17 protein-coding genes and 2 pseudogenes are annotated in these 18,494 nt (G+C 65.8%); 9 read left to right on the forward strand and 10 right to left on the reverse strand.

What is annotated here, in order from left to right; all coding sequences use genetic code 11:
- Nucleotides 1–47 precede the first annotated feature (47 nt).
- From P2PM1_RS13475 to dctP, 8 genes are all read right to left on the reverse strand, one after another.
- Nucleotides 48–416 carry a hypothetical protein gene (locus P2PM1_RS13475; protein WP_186386023.1) on the reverse strand — a complete coding sequence of 123 codons (369 nt, stop codon included), beginning with the start codon at nucleotides 414–416 and terminating at the stop codon, nucleotides 48–50.
- 14 nt (nucleotides 417–430) lie between these two features.
- Nucleotides 431–1,579, reverse strand: coding sequence for an acyl-CoA dehydrogenase family protein (locus P2PM1_RS13480; RefSeq protein ID WP_186399379.1), 1,149 nt, complete (start codon nucleotides 1,577–1,579; stop codon nucleotides 431–433).
- An 83-nt stretch (nucleotides 1,580–1,662) separates the two neighbouring features.
- Nucleotides 1,663–3,312 (reverse strand): AMP-binding protein, encoded by a 1,650-nt coding sequence (locus tag P2PM1_RS13485; protein ID WP_186399455.1) that lies wholly within the window; start codon nucleotides 3,310–3,312, stop codon nucleotides 1,663–1,665.
- Between the two features lie 138 nt (nucleotides 3,313–3,450).
- Nucleotides 3,451–5,085 (reverse strand): ATP-dependent acyl-CoA ligase, encoded by a 1,635-nt coding sequence (locus tag P2PM1_RS13490; protein WP_186399380.1) that lies wholly within the window; start codon nucleotides 5,083–5,085, stop codon nucleotides 3,451–3,453.
- Nucleotides 5,086–5,156: 71 nt separating this feature from the next.
- Nucleotides 5,157–6,473 (reverse strand): TRAP transporter large permease, encoded by a 1,317-nt coding sequence (locus tag P2PM1_RS13495; protein WP_186399456.1) that lies wholly within the window; start codon nucleotides 6,471–6,473, stop codon nucleotides 5,157–5,159.
- 4 nt (nucleotides 6,474–6,477) lie between these two features.
- Entirely contained in the window at nucleotides 6,478–6,975 is a 498-nt protein-coding gene (locus P2PM1_RS13500) for a TRAP transporter small permease (RefSeq protein WP_186386021.1), read from the reverse strand.
- 89 nt (nucleotides 6,976–7,064) lie between these two features.
- Nucleotides 7,065–8,180, reverse strand: coding sequence for a C4-dicarboxylate ABC transporter substrate-binding protein (locus tag P2PM1_RS13505; protein WP_186399381.1), 1,116 nt, complete (start codon nucleotides 8,178–8,180; stop codon nucleotides 7,065–7,067).
- A 9-nt stretch (nucleotides 8,181–8,189) separates the two neighbouring features.
- Nucleotides 8,190–9,206: a TRAP transporter substrate-binding protein DctP gene (dctP, locus tag P2PM1_RS13510; RefSeq protein WP_186399382.1), complete on the reverse strand. Its 1,017-nt coding sequence runs from the start codon at nucleotides 9,204–9,206 to the stop codon at nucleotides 8,190–8,192.
- A gap of 250 nt (nucleotides 9,207–9,456) precedes the next feature.
- Here dctP and P2PM1_RS13515 point away from each other — a divergent pair, with 250 nt between their 5' ends.
- Genes P2PM1_RS13515 through P2PM1_RS13525 form a run of 3 tightly spaced genes read left to right on the forward strand, consistent with a single transcriptional unit; the run spans nucleotide 9,457 to nucleotide 11,888 of the window.
- Nucleotides 9,457–10,269 carry an aspartate/glutamate racemase family protein gene (locus tag P2PM1_RS13515; RefSeq protein ID WP_186399383.1) on the forward strand — a complete coding sequence of 271 codons (813 nt, stop codon included), beginning with the start codon at nucleotides 9,457–9,459 and terminating at the stop codon, nucleotides 10,267–10,269.
- Nucleotides 10,266–10,697, forward strand: a complete 432-nt coding sequence (locus P2PM1_RS13520) for an organic hydroperoxide resistance protein (RefSeq protein WP_186399384.1) — start codon at nucleotides 10,266–10,268, stop codon at nucleotides 10,695–10,697. Before P2PM1_RS13515 ends, P2PM1_RS13520 begins: the two co-directional genes overlap by 4 nt.
- A gap of 9 nt (nucleotides 10,698–10,706) precedes the next feature.
- Entirely contained in the window at nucleotides 10,707–11,888 is a 1,182-nt protein-coding gene (locus P2PM1_RS13525) for a thiolase family protein (RefSeq protein WP_186399385.1), read from the forward strand.
- 72 nt (nucleotides 11,889–11,960) lie between these two features.
- Here the strand turns inward: P2PM1_RS13525 and P2PM1_RS25805 are convergent.
- Nucleotides 11,961–12,011, reverse strand: a pseudogene (locus P2PM1_RS25805) (hypothetical protein); the annotation flags it as partial.
- Between P2PM1_RS25805 and P2PM1_RS25810 the strand changes: the two are divergent.
- The 3 genes and pseudogenes from P2PM1_RS25810 to P2PM1_RS13535 form a co-directional block, all read left to right on the forward strand.
- Nucleotides 12,005–12,268, forward strand: a pseudogene (locus P2PM1_RS25810) (Zn-ribbon domain-containing OB-fold protein); the annotation flags it as partial. The pseudogenes P2PM1_RS25805 and P2PM1_RS25810 overlap by 7 nt on opposite strands.
- A gap of 6 nt (nucleotides 12,269–12,274) precedes the next feature.
- Entirely contained in the window at nucleotides 12,275–13,141 is an 867-nt protein-coding gene (locus P2PM1_RS13530) for an SDR family NAD(P)-dependent oxidoreductase (RefSeq protein WP_371636728.1), read from the forward strand.
- Complete coding sequence (locus P2PM1_RS13535; protein ID WP_186399387.1) at nucleotides 13,138–13,932, forward strand: cyclase family protein; 795 nt, start codon at nucleotides 13,138–13,140, stop codon at nucleotides 13,930–13,932. Before P2PM1_RS13530 ends, P2PM1_RS13535 begins: the two co-directional genes overlap by 4 nt.
- Nucleotides 13,933–14,049: 117 nt before the next feature.
- Here the strand turns inward: P2PM1_RS13535 and P2PM1_RS13540 are convergent, their stop codons facing one another.
- Nucleotides 14,050–14,781 carry a transporter substrate-binding domain-containing protein gene (locus P2PM1_RS13540; RefSeq protein ID WP_186399388.1) on the reverse strand — a complete coding sequence of 244 codons (732 nt, stop codon included), beginning with the start codon at nucleotides 14,779–14,781 and terminating at the stop codon, nucleotides 14,050–14,052.
- 125 nt (nucleotides 14,782–14,906) lie between these two features.
- Here P2PM1_RS13540 and P2PM1_RS13545 point away from each other — a divergent pair, with 125 nt between their 5' ends.
- From P2PM1_RS13545 to P2PM1_RS13555, 3 genes are read left to right on the forward strand one after another with little or no spacing between them, the layout of a single operon-like run.
- A complete protein-coding gene (locus P2PM1_RS13545; protein ID WP_186395693.1) occupies nucleotides 14,907–15,560 on the forward strand; it encodes a TetR/AcrR family transcriptional regulator in 654 nt (217 codons plus the stop codon).
- A 27-nt stretch (nucleotides 15,561–15,587) separates the two neighbouring features.
- A complete protein-coding gene (locus P2PM1_RS13550) occupies nucleotides 15,588–16,514 on the forward strand; it encodes a TAXI family TRAP transporter solute-binding subunit (protein WP_186399389.1) in 927 nt (308 codons plus the stop codon).
- A 31-nt stretch (nucleotides 16,515–16,545) separates the two neighbouring features.
- Nucleotides 16,546–18,483, forward strand: a complete 1,938-nt coding sequence (locus tag P2PM1_RS13555) for a TRAP transporter fused permease subunit (protein WP_208985268.1) — start codon at nucleotides 16,546–16,548, stop codon at nucleotides 18,481–18,483.
- Nucleotides 18,484–18,494 lie beyond the last annotated feature (11 nt).

Here is an 18,494-nt window from a genome sequence, read left to right on the forward strand (position 1 = left end):
CGCGACGCTCCCTGCAAGATGTGGATCGTGGTTCCAGCGCCGTCCGGTCACAGATTGGCGGGCACCTCGAGGGCCCGGCCCATCCGGGCCTCGACGCGACAATATTTCCAGAGCCGATAGTCGGTGTCGCCGACCGGGGTCGTGCGGAACAGGTTGCAGGCCTGTCGCACGGTCTCCCGGTCCGGCACGTCGGCCATGATATAGGCGGTCCAGGGGAAGCCGGCCGGCGACGTGCCGACCATGGTTTCGTCATCGTCGAGCATGCCGAGGATCGTGACCCCGGGCAGTTCGGAGATCCCCTTCATCATCGAGCCGAACGCCTTCCAGACAGGACCGATCTCGGAGAACGGCAACTCGAAAAAGGTCTGCTGGACGGCAATGCAGAACAGCACGCGGATGGGTTTCTGGTCGGTCATCCTGATTGGTCTCCTTAAGGATAGCCTGGGGGTGTCGACTGGCTGAGCAACGCCGCGCCGGCGGAGGTCCAGGTGCCGGCACCGAGGAAGGCATGCTGCGCCACGGCAGCCGCGTCGATCATGCAACGCGATACGAGATGTCCCTTGCGAAGGGCCTCGGTTCCGGCCATCACGAACGCCATTCGGGTCGCTTCCGCGCCCGCATGCGCCGCCTCGGTGGCGCTCAGGCGCAGGCGGACATGGGTGCCGCGATCGAGCTCCCGACCGGCGACGACGTCTTCCCACGCCTCTTCGATCGCGTCGTAGAAGAAGCTGCGCGCGCTACGCAGCCTTGCCTCGGCCTTGCCGAGATCGTTCTGGATATAGGGCCGGGCGCCGATCGGGGGCGCCCCCGTGATCGCCGGCTTCTCGGTTGCCTCGCGATGGATCCAGTCGAGCGCTTCACGCGCGGTTCCAAGCCCGACGACCGCGAGCACCTGCGCTGCCAGCGCCATCGACGGATATCGGAAGATCGGCTCGTCGCGCTGCGCCTTGCCGCCGCGGACGAAGGTCCACTCCTCCGGCACCACCACGCAGTCCGCCACGATGTCGTGGCTGCCGGTCGCAGTCAGGCCAATGGAGTCCCAGGTGTGCTTGATCGAGACCTTCTCGCGCGGCATGACCGCCATGCGCGGGAGACCTGACGAACTGCTTCCCTCGACGCGAATGCCCGCGCCGATCAGCGATGCGCCCATGCAGCCAGAGCAGTAGGGCCAGCGCCCCTGCACCTCGAATCCGCCTTCGACTTCTTCTGCCGCCTGCGGCGGAAAGATCGAGCCGGCGAACACGGTGTCGGGGTCCTTGCCGTAGATCGCCTCGTAGGTCGCAGGCGGCAAGGCTCCCAGATAGACCGCCGACACGCCGAAGCTTGCAACCCATCCGACCGAGGCATCCGCGGCCGAGATCGTCTCGATAAGCCGGCAGAAGGACGCCGGATCCAGCTCGTCGCCGCCAAGCTGCTTGGGAACGAAGGCCCGGTAGACGCCAAGCTTCTGGAGCTTTTCGACCATGTCGCGCGGAACATAGGTCAGCCTCTCGAACTCGTCGCGCCGGGCACGAATTTCACCCAGAACCTCCGAGAGGACAACGGGTCGCGCCACGTCCTTGGCGAGGGGTTTGTTCATCGGATCTCCTCCTGAATTTCGCGTTCCGCGTCGAGGCGGCATGCTGGCCGCCGGCCTGACCCGGCTCGTCGCCATCCTGCGCGTCAAAGCTGCTGCTTCTTGAGATGCCGCATGTCCTGCAGGGCACCCTTGGCCATCAGTTCCTCGACCTGGGCTTTCAACCCGGCGCGCTGGATCTTCTCGGTTGCCGTCAGCGGCAGCGCATCGACGAACGCGATCCAGCCGGGCACCTTGTAGTAGGCCATCCGCTCCAGCCCCCAGCGGACGAGGTCCTCGGGCTCCAGGCCTGGCCGCTCAAGGACGATCAGCGCCGCCACCTCGTCGCCGCGCACCGGATCGGGCGTCGCCGTCACTCCGGATTGGCGGATCAGCGGGTGCTCATTGAGGACGGTCTCCACTTCCACCGCGGCGATGTTCTCGCCCGACCGGCGGATGACGTTCTTCTTGCGGTCGACGAAGTGCAGGTCGCCATCGCGGTCGCGCGACACCACATCTCCGGTGTGGAACCACCCGCCTGCCCATGCCTCGTCGGTCGCCTGCGGGTCCTTGAGGTAGTCGCGGAAAAAGCCGAAGCGGGGGTTCGGGCCAGCCCGCCGGACGAGCAGTTCGCCGGGCAGATCGCATTCGACGTCGTTTCCGGCCTCATCGACGATGCGCACCTCCACGTCAGGCGAGGGGCGGCCGAAGCAACTCGTTCCGATCTTGCGCGGCTCGCGATTGGCGCAGATGGCGCCGCCGCTCCCGGTTTCGGTCATGGCCCAGGCCTCGACCAGCGGAAAGCCGAACCGTTCTTCGAACGGACCGTGAAGCTGCTTGTCGACCCCGGCTCCGAAACCGAAGCGAACGCAGTGATCCCGGTCGCGCGGCGAGGCCGGCGCCCCCATCAGCATCGACGGCATCACCCCCAGATAATGCAGACATGTCGCCCGGGTCTCGCGGACATGATCCCACCAGGTGGTGGGCCGAAAGCGATCGAGCAGGATCAGACAGCCGCCGACAGTCACCATGGCCATTACCGAAACCGCCATGGCGTTCATGTGGTATACGGGGAGCGGGGTAAGCATGCGGTCGCCCTCCCGCAGGGCCATCGTCCCGCCGATATCGCGGTACCAGTCTCCGGAATAGAGAAAGTACTCGTTGGTCAGCACGCAGCCCTTGGGGCGACCGGTGGTGCCGGAAGTATAGAGCAGGGCGCACTCGCTCGCGGCATCGCCCTCACCCTGGTCGCGCGGACCGTCGAAGGGGGCGGGGACCTGTTCACCGGGCGAAAACACCGGGATCGGCCGCCCGCTTGCCACCGAGGCAGACACGACCTCCGCCGAGCGCTCCGGAAGGACAAGCGCGGCCGTCATCTCGGAATGGGCGACGATATACTCGAGTTCGCTCCCGCGAAGATAGGAGTTGATCGGCACTACCGAGACGCCGAGCGCGTTGAGCGCGAACCAGGCTTCCAGAAAATCCGGCCGGTTCTTCAGCAGCAGCCCCACCCGGTGCCCGCGTCCGTAGCCTTGCTGGCGGAAGGCGGCTTTCCACGCTTCCACCCGTTGCAGCATGACCGCATAGCTGACGACGCCCGCCGCGACGCGATCCCCGCCCGCCGGCTCATCCAGAACCTTCAGGAAGGCGGCCTCACCCTTGGCAAGCGCGGTCGCCTGGAAACGCGAGAAGACCGACGCATCCCATGCCAGTTCGGAATGCAGATCCTCGACGCTGCCGTGCCCCTGCGCGCTCATGGTAGCCATTTGCCTCCCTGCAAATATGAGTTAGCATATGTTTAGTCATTTACAATTTTTTGTCAACGGGCGCTCCGCGGCCTGAAGGCATCGCTGGCTCCGTGCTGGCGGGCTGGCGTGCGTTCAGGCCCGGCCGGGCTATCGCCGCAACCGGTAGCCCGCCTTCTCGCGGTCCCACATATCGGGGGTTACGCCCTGCTCCCGCAGGGTGACCTTTCTGATCTTGCCGTTTTCGGTCAGCGGCATCTCGGACAGGAACCGCAGGAAGCGCGGCACCGCGAAATAGGCCAGCCTGTCTTCGCAAAATCGCATGATCTCGACCGGATCGATGACAGCGCCCTGTTTCGGCTGCAGCGCGGCCGCCACCTCGTCTTCCCCAAACTCCGACGGCACCGCAAACACCGCACTCGCCGCCACCAGGGGGTGACCCGACAGGACCTGTTCCACCTCCCATGAGGAGACATTCTCACCGCGCCGGCGGATGGCGTCCTTGACCCTGTCGATGAAGCGATAGGGGCCATCCGGCTCGCGCACCACCCGGTCTCCGGTGTGGAACCAGAAATTGCGCCACGCCTCCACGGTCTTGTCCGGCATGTTGAAATAGCCGGTCGCGAAGGAGAACGGCTCGACCGGGCGCAGCAGCAGTTCGCCGGCCTCCCCGTCGGGCAAGGGCGCGTCGTTGCCATCGACGATACGGGCCTCGGCCCCGTCCATCAGATAGCCCATGCTGCCGGGATGATCGGACGGAACAGGGCTGGCGAAGACGAAATTGGTTTCCGTCGACCCGTAGCCATCCACCAGCGGCACGCCGAAGCGCTCCAGAAAGGTTGCGTGGAAACGCTCGGGAACCCCGCCCCCCAGCGCGACCCGGACCTGGTGCTGCCGATCCTCGGGCGCTTCGGGCCGGGACAGCAGGATCGCCGCCATCGCACCGAGCAGATAGGTCACCGTCGCCTGGTTTTCGCGAAGGCTCCTCCAGAAGCCGGACGCGGAGAATTTCGGCTCCAGGACATAGGTGCAGCCGTTGAGCAGGGCCTGGTAGAAGGCATTGAGGGCGTTGGTGTGAAAGATGGGAAGCGTCGTCAACAGGACGTCGCCTTCCTGGATGCCGAGGGCGCGCGCCGAATAGACGCCCCACCAGAACATCTGGGCCTGTGGACAGCACACCCCTTTCGACGGTCCGGTGGTGCCGGATGTGTAGAGGATCGCCACGGTGTCGCCCGGACCGAGGGCTGGTCCAGGCAGCGTCGGGTCGCCGGGATCGTCCACCAGCACAGTGCCGTCCTGGCCCCGCACACCCTCGGCGCCGATGTCCCAGACCATCGCCGGGATCGCCTCGTCGGACACCGTCTCCAGAATGGGGCGGTGCACGGCCTCGACCACGAGAAGCTTCGGCAGGGCATTGCCGAGCACATGCGCGAGCTGCGCGCCGCGAAAGGCCGTGTTGATCGGCGTCGCCACCGCACCAAGCCATCCGCATCCCAGATAGATCTGCAGAAACTCCGGCCGATTGCCGCAGATGATCGCCACCCGGTCGCCGGCGGTGACGCCGGCGTTCGCAAGCCTCTGCGCCCAGCGCGCGGCCGTCGCCGCCGTCTCGGCATAGGTCCACTGCGTCGGACCCGACTTGAACAGGACCCGGTCCGCATAGCGTTCGGCCTGACGTTGCAGGATTGTCGGCAGCGTCCGGTCCGCCGGCGCGAAGGCCGCCGCGATCCGGGCGTATCTGTCCCCGGCACTGGCGGCGCGGGAGGGCGGTTGGGTCTCGTCCATGTCGGTTCCCGTTTCCAGATTTCAAAGCCTGCGCTGCGGTCCGCCAAGCGAGCCGGGCGCGTGTCTCTCCCCTAGGACCGCATGAGGTTTGGCAGCCAAAGCGCCAGTTCCGGGAAGAACATGAGCAGGAGAACCAGCAGCAGGATGCATGCGATGAACGGAAGTGCCGCCAGAGATACCTGCGCCACGGTGGTGCCTGGAGGGCTGACGCCGACCATCACGAAGAGAAGGAGACCGAAGGGCGGCGTGATCAACCCGAGTTCGAGGCCAAGGAGCAGCACGACCCCGAACCAGACCGGATCGAAGCCGTAAAGCGTCACCAGCGGCATGTAGATCGGCAGTGTCAGCATCATGATCGAGAGCGGATCCATGAACATCCCCAGCACGATCAGAACCAGGAACATTGCCGCCAGCATCACATAGGGGGCGAGATCCATGCTGGTGGCGTTGGCAATCAGCCCCGCCGAAGCGCCCGAGAAGGCCAGCACCTGCGAGAAGGTCGTCGAGCCGACAATGATCACCAGCATCATGACGGAGACCGCTATCGTGCCCCGCAACGACTTGAGGACCGAGTCCCAGGCCAGTTGACGGTAGAGCGCCGCCAGCACGACAACGGACAAGGTGCCGAACGCGGCCGACTCCGTCGGGGTGGCCCACCCGAGCAGGATCATGCCGATCACCGCGAAGACGACCAGCCCCATCGGCGCCACGTCGCGCAGCAGCGCCTTGAGGATTTCGCCGACAGGTGCACGTTCCGCGACATAGCCCGGCGCCGCCCCCGGATCGATGGCGATCAGGAACCGGATCATGGCGACGATCATGATGGCCAGCAGCAACCCCGGGATCAGACCGGCGATCAGCAGCGCGCCGACATCGATACGGGCGAGGGACCCCAGCAGGACGGCCAGCGAGGAGGGAGGGATGATCATCGCCAGCCCGCCGACGGCCATGATCGGTCCGATGATGATGTACCGCTTGTAGCCGCGCTTGATCATCTCCGGCATCAGCGAGGTGCCGAGCATCGCCGCGTTGGCCATAGACGATCCGGAAAGGGTGGCGAAAACCGTGCCGCCGCCCACCGAGAGGTAGCACAGCCGCCCGCGGATGCCGCCGAAGCACTTGTCGAAAGCATCGAAGACGCGCAGGGCCAGCCCGGTATGGAACAGCAACTCGCCCATCAACACGAACAGGGGCACCGGAACCAGGGTGAAATTCGTGACGGCGGATGTCGAGTTGGCGATCAGTTGGTCGATTCCGACCAGCCCGCCCATGAAGACGACGACGCCAACGACGTTGATCGCAAGGAAAGCCACGGCCACCGGCACGCCCAAGAGCATCAGCGCGACCAGCCCGCCCATCAGGAGAAAAGCAGCTTCGTACCAGGGCATCATGTCAATGAGCCCCCGATGCGCCGGTGAACGTCTCTCCGCGCAGCAGCAGACGGAGAAACTCCAGTGCCATCAGGCAGAAGCCGCCGGCCAGCATCGCGTAGAGGACCCAGCTCGGAATATTGATCGACCTGACATCCACCGTCCCGGAGGCGAACGTCTCCATGGTCAGCAGGCTCGCTCTCCAGGACAGGATGGACAGTACGGCGATCGACAACAGCAGCCCTGCCCTGGCAACGATCCGGCGCGGGCGCTCGGGCAGCAACGCCACGAAAGACGTGATTGCGACATGGCCATTCGTTCGCACCAGCCAGGGAGCCCCGGCCATGGTCACGAACAGCAGCGCATATTCCACGACCGCGCTGGTCCAGCGCATCGGCGAGAAACCGAGGTTGCGCAGCATCACGTCGACAATGATGGAGCCGGTGACGAAGACCAGGGTGATGCCGGCGAGTGTCGCCAGCCCGACGATCAGCCAATCATAGACGTGACGGATATGCATCTGGTCCTCGTTGAGAAACCCGGAAAGGATATGGAAGCTAGGGTGACACGGGCGCTGGCCGGGGCGCGTCCCCCGGCCGCGTCGGCTCATCAGCGGTCGTACAACTTGGCGCGGAGCGCTTCGTAATATTTGCTTCCCGAGGCTTCCAACTGCGCCCAAATCGAGCCGTAGGCCGAGTCGAGATACCGCCGCGCCCCCTCGCCTTCCAGGGTGATGGTCTTGACCCCGTCTGCGGTTTCCAACTCGTGCTTGATCCGGTCGGAAAGGACCTGGACATCGCGATGGGACTTCTGCTCGTATTCGAGAGCGACCTCGCTGAGGAGTTGCCGCGCCTCCTCGCTGAGACCTGCCCACTTGGTCGGGTTCATGACGATCACGAGATCGGTCTGGAAGAAGCCGGGATCGATCCGGTATTTGAGGAACCGCTCCCAGGAGAAGCCTTTCACGGCCGGCATCGAGTATCCCAGAGCATCGAATGTGCGGCGCTCCAGACCGGTGTAGATGTCCGGCACGGGAACGACGATCGGGACCGCGCCCCGATCCTCGAAGAAGGCGTTGAAGAGCGGCCCGGAGCGGATCCGCAGTCCGGTCAAGTCGACGCCGCCGTCGTCGGTGCGCTTCGGCTCATCGACAAGGAACAGGTGGAAGTTGGCTGCCGGGGCCAGCCTGCCGAGGAGCTCCACGCCCAGCCGCTCCTGGAAGATGCCCTGAAGGAGCTCGAAGCCGCCGTTGTCCCGGGCTGTCTGCGGCGACACCGTGGCGCCGACCAGCGCGCCGGCTTCCGGGACGGTGCCCATGCTGTAGCTCGCAGGAGCATAGGTCATGTCGACCGCGCCGCGACGTACGGCATCGAACTGCTGCATTGCCGGAATGACTTCCGGACCTCCGACGAATTCGATCTGGACGATGCCCTTGCCCCGTTCGTTCACCAGATCGATGAACTCCCGGTAGGCCTCGGTCGTGTTTTCCGAGGGCGGGAATACCGCGATCGCTCGCAATTGCTGCTCGGCATGGGCATTCACGCCGGAAAGGACCATCATCGCGGCAGGCACGACGGCAAGCGCCTTGCCGAACCCTGAGCCGAGATGGGAGAGAATGGCTTCAAGACACGTCTTCATTCGAGTTCCTCCTGCTTGCACCTGAGTGATGCGGCCGGCCCTATGGCCGCCGCCCCCTATGGCCGGCCCGCCTGTGGCGGGCGTCACCCGGTCTGGCTATTGGAGCTTCTCTGGCCGGAAATACGTGGCCCGCAGCGCATCGTGGAATTCCGAGCCCGACGCCTTCAGACGGTCCCATGTGGCGCCATATGCGGCATCCAGGAACTTCTGCCGCGCCTCGCCCTCGAGGGTCACCTTCCGGATGCCGAGTTCAGCCGCCCGCCGATCGACGTCGGTGATGGCCGCCGCCACGTTCTCGTTCGACGTCTTTTCGTATTCGATCGACGTTTCCTCGATGATCTGCCGGGCTTCCGGAGACAGCTTCTCCCACTTGTCGGGGTTCATCAGAACGACGAGGTCGGTCTGCAGAAAACCGGGCTCGATCTGGTACTTGAGGTAGTTTTCCCAGGAGAAATCGAGAACGGCGGTGGCCGCAGCGCCCAGCCCCTCGAACGTGTTGCGCTCCAGTCCGGTATAGACATCGGCGATCGGCACGGAGATCGGGACCGCGCCGAGGGACTCGAAGAAGGCGCGGTAAACCGGCATCGAGCGGAGGCGATAGCCGGCAAGGTCGACACCGCCGTCCTCGGTTCGCGCCGGCTCCTGGGTGACATAGATGCGGAACTCGACCCCGCTCTTCAGGAGCGCGAGGAACTCCACGCCGAGTCGCTTCCTGAACGCATCCCGCATGACGTCGAAGCCGCCATTGTCGCGAGCCTCCGCCGCCGTAATCGTCGAGCCGACGAAAGCATCGGCTTCGGGCATGGCCCCCAGATTGTGGGTGGCCGGGCCATATCGCATGTCGACGATGCCCCTTCGGACAGCATCCGCCTGCTGGTCCTGCGGGATGACCTCGGGACCGCCGACGACCTCGATCTCGACGATGCCCCTGCCGCGCTCGTTGATGAGCTTGATGTACTCGAAGAAATCGACATTGTCTGAAATCGGCATCGGAAGAGCGACGATGGCCCGGATCTTGTCGGCGGCCATCGCGCTTGTCAGCGCCCCCGATACGAAGACCCCGGCAAGTGCTGTCACTCCCAGCAGCATGCAGGAAAACCGACTGTTCCTCATCACCTAGCTCCCCCTGGTTCCTCGAGCTTCGCGGCCGGGCATCTATCTGTTTTCCCTTGCCGCGCATTGACAGTAAGGCGCAATATGATTTATATGTCAATCTATGTTGATGCATAATTTTATGGCTACTGATCGCAGCGGGAGGGCAGGCGTGCACCACGGTTTGGAGGGAGGTCGGCACGGGACGTCACCCCGGCTCGCGAGCGGCGAGCGGCCGCAAAGGCGCGCCTCGCTGGCGAGCGGCGGCTAGATGCGCATTTTCTGGCAGAGCTTCGTCGACGAGGCGGTCGGTGCGTCCTACCTGGACACGCTTCGAACCTTTCTCAACGACATCGCGGCGCCCGGCACGCGGGTCGACGTCTTCGGCATGTCCCCTCCCGACCGAGATTTCGGCCGGCTGGCGGAGTTTCGTTGCGCCATACAGGCCGTGGACGCCGGCCTCGGCGCGGAAGCCGACGGCTTCGATGCCTATGTCATGGGACATTTCCAGGATCCCGGCCTCTACGAGCTCCGGTCGGCCCTGAGGATCCCGGTGGTCGGGGTCGGCGAAGCCACGCTCCTGGCCGCCTCGCAGCTCGGCCGGCGCCTGGGGCTGGTGACGCTGGATCCGGCATTCGAGGTCTGGCATCTCGAACAGGCGGAACGATACGGCCTTGCGGGCCGGGTCCAGCACGTTGCGGGCCTGGGGTGCCGACCGGAGGATTTCGACCGTTGCTTCGCCGGCGACGACCTTGCCAGGGAGCGGCTGCTGGCGCAGTTCTCCGCCTGCGCCCGGACGATGGTGGAGCGCGGCGCCGATGTGATCGTGCCCGCCGGAGTGCTGCCTGGCCTGCTGATCGGGGGCGAACGCGATTTCAAGATCGGTCACGCACCCGTTCTCAACTGCGCGGCGGTGGCCCTCAAATCGGCGGAGATGTGGGGGCAGCTCCGGGCGCTCAGCGGCATCGAGCCGAGCCGGGGACCGAGCTTCCGCCTTGCCGGCGACCGCGCCAGGCACGACTTCCGCCAACTTGTCGCGCAAGGTACGCCTGCCCGTTCCCTTCGAGAGGATTTCCTGAAATGACGCCCGAGAAGATCGTTTATGCCGCCGAGGCCACGGCCAGCGGAGGGCGCGATGGTCGTGCCGCCAGCAGCGACGGGCGTCTGGATGTCTCCCTCTCCATACCCGCAGAGTTCGGCGGACCAGGCGGCGGCGGCACCAATCCGGAACAGCTCTTTGCTGCCGGCTATGCCGCCTGCTTCCTCAGCGCGATCAAGCTCGTCGGACGGCTCGACAAGGTCGCGGTCCCGGCCGATGCGGCCGTGACGGCAAAGGTGGGGGTCGGCGCCGTCGATGGCGGCTACATGTTCGCTGTCGAACTCGTGGTCGCGATGCCGGGTGTTAGCCATGACACCGCGGCAAGGCTGGTGGCCGGTGCGCATGAGCGCTGCCCCTTCTCGAAAGCAACGCGCGGAAACATCGACGTCGTCCTGACGATCGCCAACGGGTAACCTGCTGCAATGCCCAAACCCGCTTCCCCCAGAACGCCCTATGACGGAGTGGTGATCGCCGCGCCGGTGACGATCCCCTATGAGCGCTATTCGATCGAAAGCGCACATTGGTGGATAGCCCGCGCTCTGCGTGCCCTGGCCGAAACCTCCGGCATTTCCGCGCGCGAGTTCGACGGCTTCTGCCTGTCGAGCTTCACCGTCGGTCCGGACACCGCCATCGGCCTGACCCAGCATCTCGGTCTCAGCGTGCGCTGGCTCGACCACATACCGCTTGGCGGGGCGAGCGCCATCGCGGCGCTGCGCCGAGCGGCCCGCGCGGTGCAGGCGCGCGACTGCGATGTGGTCGCCTGTGTCGGCGGCGATACCAACCACGTGGACTCGTTCCGTCGCACCCTGGAGAATTTCTCTCGCTTCTCGCAGGACGCCGTCTATCCCTATGGCGCCGGCGGGGCCAATGCGAGCTTCGCGCTGATCGCCCGCCATTACATGAACCGCTTCGGTGTCCGCCGCGAGGATCTCGGGCGCATCGCGGTGGCGCAGCGCGCCAATGCCCTGCGCAACCCGAACGCCCTGATGAAGACGCCGCTGACGCTGGAGCAGTACATGGCGGCCCGGCCCATTGCCGATCCGATCCATCTCTACGACTGCGTCATGCCCTGTGCCGGCGCGGAAGCCTTTCTGGTCATGCGCGAGGAAACCGCAGCATCCGCCGGCATAAAGGGCGCGCGCATCCTCGGCTCCATCGAACGGCACAATGCCCGCCTCGACGACGTGGTGCAGAACCATGGCGGCTGGGTCGCCGACATCGACGACCTCTATGCGATGGCCGGCGTCGGGCCGGATCGCATGGATTTCGTGCAGACATATGACGACTATCCGGTCATCGTGATGATGCAACTGGAAGACCTCGGATTCTGCAGGAAGGGGGAGGGCGCCGCCTTCGTGCAGCAACACGATCTGACCATCGACGGCACGTTTCCGCACAACACCTCCGGCGGCCAGCTCTCGGCCGGGCAAGCCGGCGCGGCCGGCGCCTATCTCGGGGTCACCGAAGCGGTGCGCCAGGTGCTCGGCACCGCCGGACCGACACAGGTGCCGGGTGCGCGGGTTGGCCTCGCATCCGGTTTTGGCATGATAAACTACGATCGCGGCCTCTCCTCCGGGGCGGTGATCCTTGCGGGAGAGTCGTGATGGTGGAACCGTTGCAGAAACCCGCGCGCAGGACCCCTTTGCAGCGCACGAGACGCCAGGCACTCCCCCCGGTCATCCGCAGCCGGTCCGGGATGCTGCTGACCAAGGCGGCTGCCGAAGGACGCTTCGCCCTGCAGCGCTGCCGGGACTGTGGCACGTTCTGTTACCCCGCCCACGATGCCTGTCCCGTCTGCCTGTCGGTCGAGCTTGCGCTGGAGGACGCCCCGACAGGCGGTCTCGTCGTCTCCGAGACGACGGTGCGCGTCCCCGCCGATGTCTATTTCAAGGAACGCGCGCCCTGGCGCGTCGCCCTGGTCAAGCTCGATTGCGGCCCCGTCGTGTTGGCGCATCTTCATGCCGGTTGCGGGCAAGGAGACCGGGTGACGATGTCCCTGCAACTGGACAAGGCGGGCCTTGCCGCCGCATTCGCAAGGCCCGCCAACACTTCCCCCGACGCGGCGGACGACCCGCAATGGCGGGAGATGACGGCTTCCCCGAAATTTCGCCGCGCGCTGGTGACGGACGGACGCACCGCGGTTGGCCGGGCGACCGCGGCGGCTCTGGCGGCCGCGGGAGCGACGGTGCATGTCGGCATCGCGGAGCCATGGAAGCCCTTCGACGGCGAGGCGTTGCCGCAATCCTGCGAGATCGTCCCGCTTGACGTGACCGACGAACGATCCGTGCGGGATCTCGCCGCCGATATCGGCGGCAAGGTCGACATCCTTGTCAACACCGCCGAATATGCCCGCCCCGGCGGTCTCCTCGACCGGCGCGGCACCGGAACGATCCGCAGCGAGATCGAGCATAACTATCTGGGCCTCGTGCATCTGGCGCAGACCTTCGGTCCGGCGATGCGCGGCAGGGGGGCGGACGGTATCGACAGTGCCGTCGCATGGGTAAACCTGTTCTCCGTCTACGCTCTCGCCAACTGGCCCGCCTACGGCACCTTCAGCGCGGTGGAAGCCGCCTGCCTGTCGTTGTCGCACTGCCTGCGCGCGGAGATGCGACCCGGCGGAATCCGCGTCATCAACCTCTTCACGGGGCCGCTCGACACCGAATGGTTCCAGACCGTGCCGCCGCCCAAGGTCGCACCGCAGACCCTCGCCAAGGCGATCGTGTCGGCCCTGGACAGGGGCATCGAGGATGTGTTCGTCGGGGACGTTGCGGAGGATGTCCGGCGCAGGTTGCAGGCCAACCCCAAGGCACTGGAACACGAGCTGGCGCGTCAGGGCAACGGACAGGCAGGACAATGACCGATTTCACGCCACACGACATTGCGGCCGCCATCGCAGCGGGATCGCTGCGCCTCGTCGATCTCACCTTCACGCTGTCGCCGGAGTTTCCGGTGATCGTGCTGCCGCCCGAGTTCGGACAGGCCTCTCCCCTGCGCATCCAGCAGATATCCCGCTACGACGCGGACGGGCCGGGATGGTACTGGAACAACATCACCTTGAGCGAGCACACCGGGACCCATTTCGACGCGCCGATCCACTGGCACACGGGCAGGGCCCTGCCAAACAATGCCGTCGACACGCTTCCCGTGGAGCACATGATCGCGCCGGCCTGCGTCATCGACTGCTCGCGCGAGGCGGCGGCCGACCCGGACTTCCTGCTGACGCGAGCAGCCGTGGAGGCCTGGGAGCGGGTTCACGGCCAGGTCGCCGAAGGAAGCTGGGTGCTGCTGCGCACCGACTGGTCCAAGCGCAGCGCGAAAGATTATGCCAACCTGAGAGCGGATGGTGCGCATACGCCAGGGCCCGATCCGCAGGTCATGCAATGGCTGGTGGAGGAGCGCGGCATCCTCGGCTTCGGCACCGAGACCATCGGCACCGATGCCGGCCAGGCCGCGCATTTCAATCCGCCCCATCCGGCGCACCACTTCCTGCACGGTGCCGGTCGATACGGCTTGCAATGCCTGCGCAACCTCGATCAGTTGCCGGCAACCGGCGCGACCCTGATCACCGCGCCACTCAAGATCCTCAACGGGTCGGGCAGCCCGCTGCGCGTGCTCGCTCTCGTCAGTGGAGAAGGGTCGAACGGCTGACCCTCTGTCGTGCCTTGGCGGTCGGTCGCGGCCGCACATCGCAAGCCCTTGGTCGTGAAGGTCCTGCGGCGACTGCGCCTGCTCCGGGCGCGTGGAGCAAAAGCTGAAGCCACAGGCTCATGGCAACGTCACGCCCTCGATGCCGTGCCGCTTCGCCGCCTCGGCGACGCGGCCGCTCGCGCGCATCTCGTCAATGAACTGGCGAACGAATTCCGCCGCGTTCGGGCGCCCCGCCACAACGCCCATGGCCTGCCTGATCTCCATGAAAGGGGGCTCGAGGAGCCGGTACCCGGGGGTGGACGAGGCGTGCTGCTCCATGGCCTGTCTCACGCCGGCCAAGCCGTCGACCGAACCATCCGCCAGCGCCTCGGCAGCCTCGGTGAAGTGCTGGAATGCTATGATCTGCGCGCCCTCGGCGGTGCGCGCCAGGTGCAGCGCATAGGCACTGCCCCGCACCGCGCCGATCCGTAATCCCAGCCGGTCCACGTCCGCCGCAGTTGCCGCGGTCGACCCGTCTGGAACGAGGTAGCACCCTTCGATCACGACATAAGGTGCGCTGAAGGCGATTTGCTCCGCCCGCTGGGGATCGACGGCCAGAAAGCACACGTCCCAGATATCGGCACCAGCGTTGTCCGTCACGTCGCCCGCGCGCGGAAAATGGACGAATTCAACGTCGAGGCCGAGCCGACCGGCCAATGCGCGCGCAAGGTCAACCGTAATCCCCCGCGCCTCCCCATCCGCACCGCCGCGCTGCACCAGGACGACATTGCCATGGTTGAGCGCGACGCGCAGGCGACCTTTTGGCGCGATTTCGCGGGCTATGGCGGCTGTGGCAGCGGTCTCGGTCATGAGCAAAGGCCCCGTGCGGATTGGGTTTGTGTCAGCAGGAGCCATGCGCCATCGGAATGGCTGTTGACTCGAACATCTTATTTGTACATTTGTATAAGAAATTTGGTCAAGCAGTCAGATTGAAGATGCGACAGGGAAACATCCGAGAGGCGCTGCTGGAAGCTGCGGTGAAGCTGTTCTCCCGCAACGGCTACAACGCCGTTTCCATGCGGGAGATTGCCAAGGCCGCGGGCGTGAACGTGGGAAGCCTCACCTATCATTTCGGCTCCAAGGCGAATCTCCTGCGCGAGATTTACGATCGCCACACCGCGCCGATGAACCGCCGCCGCCTGGAACTGCTCGGAGAAGCAAGGCGCGTCCAGAATCCGGACGAACGCCTGATGGCGATCCTCAGGGCCTACATCGTGCCGGCCTATTCCTCGTCCTCCGATCACGACGGCGGAGGAGCCGAGTTCACCCGCATGCGCGCCGTCCTGTCCGCCGAAGGCAACGAGGATGCGCGCGCAATCATCGCCAACGCCTTCGATGCGATGAGCCGGACCTTTCTGGAGGCGATCGGCGAATGCGTGCCGGGTGCGTCGCACGAGGGGCTCGTCTGGCGCAGCCAGTTCCTGCTCGGCGGCCTCTACTACGCCCTCATCAATCCGGAGCGCGTGACGCGGCTTTCCGACGGGGAGGTCGACGGCAGCGACCACGAGGCGGCGATCAATCAACTCGTCGGCGCAAGCTATGCGAGCTTCCGGGGCCTGGCTGAGGAGACGCGTCAGGCGACCGAATAAGAACATCACACAGCAAGGGAGGGTTTCATGGATTTTCTCAAGACAGTGCTTGCGGCGGGACTTGCCGCTGCAATTGCCGGTCCGGCAGTGGCGCAAGAGCGCATCTCCATCGGCACCGGAGGCACCGGCGGGCTCTTCTACGTGATCGGAGCCGGCGTGGCGGATCTGCTCAACCAGAACATGGCAGGCACCACCGCGCGCGCCGAGGTTACCGGCGCATCGGTGGAAAACATCCGCCGGGTCGCCGCCGGCCAGATGACGTTCGGCTTCTCCTCGTCCTCCACGCTCTACGAAGCCTCCGTCGGCGAAGGTCCCTTCGAGCGGGCGCTGCCGGTCTCCGCCATGGCCTATCTCTATCCGGCGGTTCTGCAGATCGCGACCACCGCAGAGTCCGGCATCGCAACGATCGAAGGCCTTGCCGGCAAGCGAATCAATCTCGGCCCTCCCGGATCAAATGCCGCCGTTCTCGCCCAGCGCATCCTGGAAGCCTACGGCGTCTTCGACGCGGGCACCGCACAGTTCCTTTCCTACACCGAAGGCACCAGTGCCCTCCTGAACGGCACGCTCGATGCCACGGTGGTTCTCGCCGGAGCCCCGACCGCGGCCCTCATCGATCTCGCAGCCCAGCGGGACATGCGGCTGATCTCCGTGGAAACCGAGCGGCTGGCAGATCTTGTCGCACGCTACCCTTTCTACCAGTCCTATGAGATCCCCGCCGGCACCTATAGCGGCCAGGACGCGCCGGTGATCGCCATCAACGACCCCGCGACCCTCTTCACCAGCGAGAGCGCACCGGAAGAGACGATCTACAGCATCACGAAGGCGGTCTTCGATCATCTCGACACCCTGGCGCAGGTGCATCCGCAGGCGGCCGCCATCGCGCTTGAAACGGCGCCGAACACGCCGATCCCGCTTCACCCGGGCGCGCAGCGCTACTTCGATGAACGCCGCTAGTCCCGGCCGGTTTTATCCTGCGATGGCCGACATGATGAGCAAGCTCCGGCTGCCGTGGTATCTGACCGGCAAGCGGGAAGCGGGAATGGTCTCGATCATCTACACGCTGCTTGCGCTGGCGGTCACCGGTCTTGTCGTCTATGGCGCCTATTTCGGCGGCATAACGGCACTGCTCCTGCGCTCCCTGTTCTTTTCGGGTGTGGCGGCGGCGGGACTTGCCGGGGCGGCGCTGCGCATGCGCCCCGGCTATCGCCGCGTCGCATGCTATGTGCTGGCGGCCGGGGCCCTCGTGCCGGGCCCCTATCTCTGGCATTCCTATCTGGACGTCATCATGCGCGGGGCGATCGCGACCCGCACGGACGAGATCATCTTTCTCACGCTGCTTCTCGTCGTGATCATCCTCGTGCGCCTCACCCTCGGTCGGGCGCTGGTGGTGCTGTCCGCCGTCTCCCTTGCCTATGCCTATTTCGGGTATCTCATTCCCGGCAAATACGGCCATGGCGGCTATGACATCTCGCGCCTCGCCTCCACGCTGTTCCTGTCCACCGAAGGCGTCTTCGGCGTGCCCATGGGTGTGGCGGTGGAATACATCTTCCTGTTCGCACTGCTCGGCACGCTGTTGATGAAGATGGGCACCGGCGAGGTGTTCGTCGACATCGCGCGTGGCGTGACCGGGCGCGTGCAGGGCGGCCCCGGTCTGTCTGCCGCACTCTCAAGCGCGATGCTCGGCACCATCAACGGCAGCGCGGTGGCCAATGTGGTCACCACCGGCACCTTTACCATCCCGCTCATGAAGCGCGTCGGCTATTCGCCGACGCTCGCCGGCGCGATCGAGGCGGCCGCCTCATCGGCGGGACAGATCCTGCCGCCGATCATGGGAGCGGCGGCCTTCCTCATGGCCGAAATGATCGGCGTGCCCTACCAGCAGATCGCCCTTGCAGCACTGGTGCCGGGCCTGCTCTACGTTCTCGCTCTCCTGATCGCGGTCCGGCTGGAAGCCGGCCGGCTGGGGCTGGAGCGCGATACGTCCGGCGGGTGGCGGTTTCTTTGGGAGACGCTGGCGCGGCGCGGATATCTCCTCCTGCCGCTGATCGCTCTCGTCGTGTTGCTCATGCGCGGCATGACGCCCACCCAGGCGGCCGTCCACTGCCTTGCCTTCGCCCTTCTGATCAGCCCGTGGCGCAAGGAGACACGGATGGGGCCGCTGGACCTCGCCCTGGTCTGCCGCAACACGCTGACCGCAACCCTCCCCATCGTTGCGGCGGTCGCCGCCGCAGGCGTGGTCATCGGGGTGCTCAACCTGACCGGAATGGGCCTGATGCTTTCAAGCCTCATCGTCGAGTTGGGCGGGGCGAATCTGTGGGCGATCCTGCTGCTGACAGCGCTTGCCTCCTTCGTGCTCGGCATGGGCCTGCCCACATCGGCGGCCTATCTGCTTCTGGCTGTCCTCGTGGCACCCGCGCTCACGCGGCTCGGACTGTCGCCGATCGTGGCGCATATGTTCATCTTCTATTTCGGGCTGGTCTCGGCAATCACACCGCCAGTGGCGCTTGCGGCCTATGCGGCGGCAAGCATCGCCGGCGCCGACGCGAATGCCACAGCGGTCGAATCCATGCGCCTCGGCTTCGTGAAGCTGCTGGTGCCCTTTGCTTTCGTGACCATGCCCGGCCTCCTGATGACCGGCACCGGCATGCAGATCGCCATTTCGATCGTGCTCGCCACCCTCGCAATCGCCGGCCTCTCGGTGGCGTTCGCGGGCTGGCTCGTGCGGCCCCTGAGCGGGCTCGAAAGGATCGCTTTCGCCGCAGGTGCCCTTCTGGTCGCATGGCCGACGGCAGTCGACGCCACCGACGCGCTTACCCTGGCCGCTCGCGCGGTCGGGCTTGCGGTGCTGGTCGGCGCTGTCTTCAGGAGCGCAAACACCGCGGCCAGGCCCGACCCTCGGATTCCCCGCAACCAGAGACCATAAATGACTGCTTT

This window comes from Stappia sp. P2PMeth1, assembly GCF_900185735.1.
In the GTDB taxonomy this organism is placed as follows: domain Bacteria; phylum Pseudomonadota; class Alphaproteobacteria; order Rhizobiales; family Stappiaceae; genus Stappia.

What these genes read in the sequence shown, in the direction of transcription:
- P2PM1_RS13475 (WP_186386023.1), bottom strand. Translation starts at nt 416, where the DNA reads ATGACCGACCAGAAACCCATCCGCGTGCTGTTCTGCATTGCCGTCCAG.
- P2PM1_RS13515 (WP_186399383.1), top strand. Translation starts at nt 9,457, where the DNA reads ATGCGCATTTTCTGGCAGAGCTTCGTCGACGAGGCGGTCGGTGCGTCC.
- P2PM1_RS13495 (WP_186399456.1), bottom strand. Translation starts at nt 6,473, where the DNA reads ATGCCCTGGTACGAAGCTGCTTTTCTCCTGATGGGCGGGCTGGTCGCG.
- P2PM1_RS13520 (WP_186399384.1), top strand. Translation starts at nt 10,266, where the DNA reads ATGACGCCCGAGAAGATCGTTTATGCCGCCGAGGCCACGGCCAGCGGA.
- P2PM1_RS13500 (WP_186386021.1), bottom strand. Translation starts at nt 6,975, where the DNA reads ATGCATATCCGTCACGTCTATGATTGGCTGATCGTCGGGCTGGCGACA.
- P2PM1_RS13525 (WP_186399385.1), top strand. Translation starts at nt 10,707, where the DNA reads ATGCCCAAACCCGCTTCCCCCAGAACGCCCTATGACGGAGTGGTGATC.
- P2PM1_RS13480 (WP_186399379.1), bottom strand. Translation starts at nt 1,579, where the DNA reads ATGAACAAACCCCTCGCCAAGGACGTGGCGCGACCCGTTGTCCTCTCG.
- P2PM1_RS13485 (WP_186399455.1), bottom strand. Translation starts at nt 3,312, where the DNA reads ATGAGCGCGCAGGGGCACGGCAGCGTCGAGGATCTGCATTCCGAACTG.
- P2PM1_RS13490 (WP_186399380.1), bottom strand. Translation starts at nt 5,085, where the DNA reads ATGGACGAGACCCAACCGCCCTCCCGCGCCGCCAGTGCCGGGGACAGA.
- P2PM1_RS13540 (WP_186399388.1), bottom strand. Translation starts at nt 14,781, where the DNA reads ATGACCGAGACCGCTGCCACAGCCGCCATAGCCCGCGAAATCGCGCCA.
- P2PM1_RS13535 (WP_186399387.1), top strand. Translation starts at nt 13,138, where the DNA reads ATGACCGATTTCACGCCACACGACATTGCGGCCGCCATCGCAGCGGGA.
- dctP (WP_186399382.1), bottom strand. Translation starts at nt 9,206, where the DNA reads ATGAGGAACAGTCGGTTTTCCTGCATGCTGCTGGGAGTGACAGCACTT.
- P2PM1_RS13555 (WP_208985268.1), top strand. Translation starts at nt 16,546, where the DNA reads ATGATGAGCAAGCTCCGGCTGCCGTGGTATCTGACCGGCAAGCGGGAA.
- P2PM1_RS13530 (WP_371636728.1), top strand. Translation starts at nt 12,275, where the DNA reads ATGTCCCTGCAACTGGACAAGGCGGGCCTTGCCGCCGCATTCGCAAGG.
- P2PM1_RS13545 (WP_186395693.1), top strand. Translation starts at nt 14,907, where the DNA reads ATGCGACAGGGAAACATCCGAGAGGCGCTGCTGGAAGCTGCGGTGAAG.
- P2PM1_RS13550 (WP_186399389.1), top strand. Translation starts at nt 15,588, where the DNA reads ATGGATTTTCTCAAGACAGTGCTTGCGGCGGGACTTGCCGCTGCAATT.